At 53.1% G+C, this 1405-nt stretch carries 2 rRNA genes; both read right to left on the minus strand.

Annotation, left to right across the window (positions count from 1 at the left end):
* Nucleotides 1-374 precede the first annotated feature (374 nt).
* Nucleotides 375-490, minus strand: a 5S ribosomal RNA gene (rrf, locus tag MCRY_RS22260).
* Nucleotides 491-647: 157 nt separating this feature from the next.
* Nucleotides 648-1405 (minus strand): 23S ribosomal RNA (locus MCRY_RS22265); the annotation flags it as partial.

A 1405-nucleotide genomic window follows, 5' to 3' on the forward strand; every position in this document is an offset into this window, starting at 1 on the left:
GTACCCGCAACGCGGGCATTGGGCCTTTTCGCCAAGGGCAAGCGTTGGTTTGCGCATCAGCAAGTCGCACTCATGACATGCAACCAGGTCGTCCAGTGGTAAATCCGACACCTTGAGGGTATCAACCGGGTCGGGCATAGATAGGGCTCTGACTCTAAAAAAGGTTAGGTGCCTATTCTAGTGGTCTGGTTCAGAAATAACTGTGCAAATTTGTCGGGCGATTGGGGGGCAAGTACGGGAATTGGAGCCGGAGGCGGTGTGCCCGACGGTGCGCCTCAGCGTTATCGTGCTGCATGAGCACGCTAGCGCCTGCGCTTTTCGATCGCCCAAAACAAAACCCCATTTGCTTTCGCAAATGGGGTTTCGGAATTTAATCTTGACGATGACCTACTCTCACATGGGGAAACCCCACACTACCATCGGCGATGCATCGTTTCACTACTGAGTTCGGGATGGGATCAGGTGGTTCCAATGCTCTATGGTCGTCAAGAAATTCGGGTACTGAGTCGTGGCCAGTTGGCCTCGCTTCAGCAAATTGGGTATGTGATAGCTTTCGGTGTTTTGTGAACTTCGAACTTTCGGTTCGTTTCGTCTTCACACACCGCAATCTGGTGCCTTTTCAGGTCAGCAAATTGCTTGGGTGTTATATGGTCAAGCCTCACGGGCAATTAGTATTGGTTAGCTCAACGCCTCACAGCGCTTACACACCCAACCTATCAACGTCGTAGTCTTCGACGGCCCTTCAGGGGACTCAAGGTCCCAGTGAGATCTCATCTTGAGGCTAGTTTCCCGCTTAGATGCTTTCAGCGGTTATCTATTCCGAACATAGCTACCCGGCAATGCCACTGGCGTGACAACCGGAACACCAGAGGTTCGTCCACTCCGGTCCTCTCGTACTAGGAGCAGCCCCTCTCAAATCTCAAACGTCCACGGCAGATAGGGACCGAACTGTCTCACGACGTTCTAAACCCAGCTCGCGTACCACTTTAAATGGCGAACAGCCATACCCTTGGGACCGGCTTCAGCCCCAGGATGTGATGAGCCGACATCGAGGTGCCAAACACCGCCGTCGATATGAACTCTTGGGCGGTATCAGCCTGTTATCCCCGGAGTACCTTTTATCCGTTGAGCGATGGCCCTTCCATACAGAACCACCGGATCACTAAGACCTACTTTCGTACCTGCTCGACGTGTCTGTCTCGCAGTCAAGCGCGCTTTTGCCTTTATACTCTACGACCGATTTCCGACCGGTCTGAGCGCACCTTCGTACTCCTCCGTTACTCTTTAGGAGGAGACCGCCCCAGTCAAACTACCCACCATACACTGTCCTCGATCCGGATAACGGACCTGAGTTAGAACCTCAAAGTTGCCAGGGTGGTATTTCAAGGTTGGCTCCACGCGAACT

The sequence above is a fragment of the Marivita cryptomonadis genome (assembly GCF_002115725.1).
In the GTDB taxonomy this organism is placed as follows: Bacteria; Pseudomonadota; Alphaproteobacteria; order Rhodobacterales; family Rhodobacteraceae; genus Marivita; species Marivita cryptomonadis.